The sequence below is a fragment of the Rhizobium sp. 18065 genome (assembly GCF_902706095.1).
Taxonomy (GTDB): domain Bacteria; phylum Pseudomonadota; class Alphaproteobacteria; order Rhizobiales; family Rhizobiaceae; genus Allorhizobium.
The window spans coordinates 1-2,500 of record NZ_CACSJP010000024.1 but is presented as its reverse complement, the minus strand read 5'-3'; the positions used below and the strand labels follow the sequence as shown (position 1 = coordinate 2,500).

Sequence of the window (2,500 nt, the reverse complement as noted above, 5' to 3'; positions counted from 1 at the left end):
ACGGCGGGTGCTAACGTCCGTCGTGAAGAGGGCAACAACCCTGACCTCCAGCTAAGGTCCCCAAGTCATGGCTAAGTGGGAAAGGATGTGAGGATCCCAAAACAACCAGGATGTTGGCTTAGAAGCAGCCATCATTTAAAGAAAGCGTAACAGCTCACTGGTCTAAATAAGGGTCTTTGCGCCGAAAATGTAACGGGGCTAAAGCCATGCACCGAAGCTGAGGATACGTCGCAAGACGTGTGGTAGCGGAGCGTTCCGTAAGCCTGTGAAGGGGTACCTGTGAGGGGCCCTGGAGGTATCGGAAGTGCGAATGTTGACATGAGTAACGATAAAGGGGGTGAGAGACCCCCTCGCCGAAAGACCAAGGGTTCCTGCTTAAAGTTAATCTGAGCAGGGTTAGCCGGCCCCTAAGGCGAGGCAGAAATGCGTAGTCGATGGGAACCACGTTAATATTCGTGGGCCTGGTGGTAGTGACGGATCGCACAAATTGTACATTCTTATTGGATTGAGTGTGCAGTGGAGCGGTTCCAGGAAATAGCTCCACCCTATAGACCGTACCCGAAACCGACACAGGTGGTCAGGTAGAGTATACCAAGGCGCTTGAGAGAACTATGCTGAAGGAACTCGGCAAATTGCACGCGTAACTTCGGAAGAAGCGTGACCCCTTTATACGCAAGTGTAATGGGGTGGCACAGACCAGGGGGTAGCGACTGTTTATCAAAAACACAGGGCTCTGCGAAGTCGCAAGACGACGTATAGGGTCTGACGCCTGCCCGGTGCTGGAAGGTTAAAGGGAGAGGTGCAAGCTTTGAACTGAAGCCCCAGTAAACGGCGGCCGTAACTATAACGGTCCTAAGGTAGCGAAATTCCTTGTCGGGTAAGTTCCGACCTGCACGAATGGCGTAACGACTTCCCCGCTGTCTCCAGCATAGACTCAGTGAAATTGAATTCCCCGTGAAGATGCGGGGTTCCTGCGGTCAGACGGAAAGACCCCGTGCACCTTTACTATAGCTTTACACTGGCATTCGTGTCGGCATGTGTAGGATAGGTGGTAGGCTTTGAAGCTTGGACGCCAGTTTGAGTGGAGCCATCCTTGAAATACCACCCTTATCGTCATGGATGTCTAACCGCGGTCCGTTATCCGGATCCGGGACAGTGTATGGTGGGTAGTTTGACTGGGGCGGTCGCCTCCGAAAGAGTAACGGAGGCGCGCGATGGTGGGCTCAGACCGGTCGGAAATCGGTCGTCGAGTGCAATGGCATAAGCCCGCCTGACTGCGAGACTGACAAGTCGAGCAGAGACGAAAGTCGGTCATAGTGATCCGGTGGTCCCGCGTGGAAGGGCCATCGCTCAACGGATAAAAGGTACGCCGGGGATAACAGGCTGATGACCCCCAAGAGTCCATATCGACGGGGTTGTTTGGCACCTCGATGTCGGCTCATCGCATCCTGGGGCTGGAGCAGGTCCCAAGGGTTTGGCTGTTCGCCAATTAAAGCGGTACGTGAGCTGGGTTCAGAACGTCGTGAGACAGTTCGGTCCCTATCTGCCGTGGGTGTAGGAATATTGACAGGATCTGTCCCTAGTACGAGAGGACCGGGATGGACATATCTCTGGTGGACCTGTTGTCGTGCCAACGGCATAGCAGGGTAGCTATATATGGAATGGATAACCGCTGAAGGCATCTAAGCGGGAAACCAACCTGAAAACGAGTATTCCCTATCAGAGCCGTGGAAGACTACCACGTTGATAGGCCGGGTGTGGAAGCACAGTAATGTGTGAAGCTTACCGGTACTAATAGCTCGATTGGCTTGATCGTTCTCATTGCTTGTGCTCATCAAAGATGAGCAAAGCCATCTGTTTTGTCCTGACGCTGTCGGCTCCTTGAGCCTTCGCTGCGGACGGCCCGCACCAACAGGTGCGACGGCCTGCGGCCTGTATGGGTGCTTCATCCATTCGGTCGGAAAACAAAATTACGTGTTCAAATCTAAAAAAACGAGGTCTACAAGGCCTCTACCAGCTTCTCTTTTTATTGCCCTTAGCTGACCTGGTGGTTATTGCGGGGTGGCTGCACCCGTTCCCATTCCGAACACGGCCGTGAAACGCCCCTGCGCCAATGGTACTTCGTCTCAAGACGCGGGAGAGTAGGTCGCTGCCAGGTCTGCTAAAGGCAATAAATCCGGTTTTTGAAACCCAAAATACCGCATCTTCTCATAACACCGTCGGCCCTGCCGAAATCATCGGGCCGCATCAAAGCGGCCGTTCGTCGTTCAAGGGTAAAAGCAGAACAAAAAAATGCAAAGGAGAGCGTAAAGGCCTTGGCCGGTGCGTCCCTTACAGGAGACAACCAGCTTCGCTCGTTGCTCCGGCACAGTTCGCCAACGCAAAAACGTTGGCGTGTCGCGCAAACCAAAGTTTGCGCTTGGCGCGGGGTGGAGCAGCCCGGTAGCTCGTCAGGCTCATAACCTGAAGGCCGCAGGTTCAAATCCTGCCCCCGCAACCA

General features: G+C 54.0%; 1 tRNA gene and 2 rRNA genes (1 of these 3 cut by a window edge). All 3 read left to right on the top strand.

The annotated features are described in order from the left end of the window. Positions 1–1,816, top strand: a 23S ribosomal RNA gene (locus GVK95_RS24940) (it extends 983 nt beyond the left edge of the window). 227 nt (positions 1,817–2,043) lie between these two features. Beyond that, positions 2,044–2,158: ribosomal RNA gene (gene rrf, locus GVK95_RS24935) — 5S ribosomal RNA — on the top strand. Positions 2,159–2,423: 265 nt separating this feature from the next. Then, positions 2,424–2,500: transfer RNA gene (locus GVK95_RS24930), tRNA-Met, on the top strand.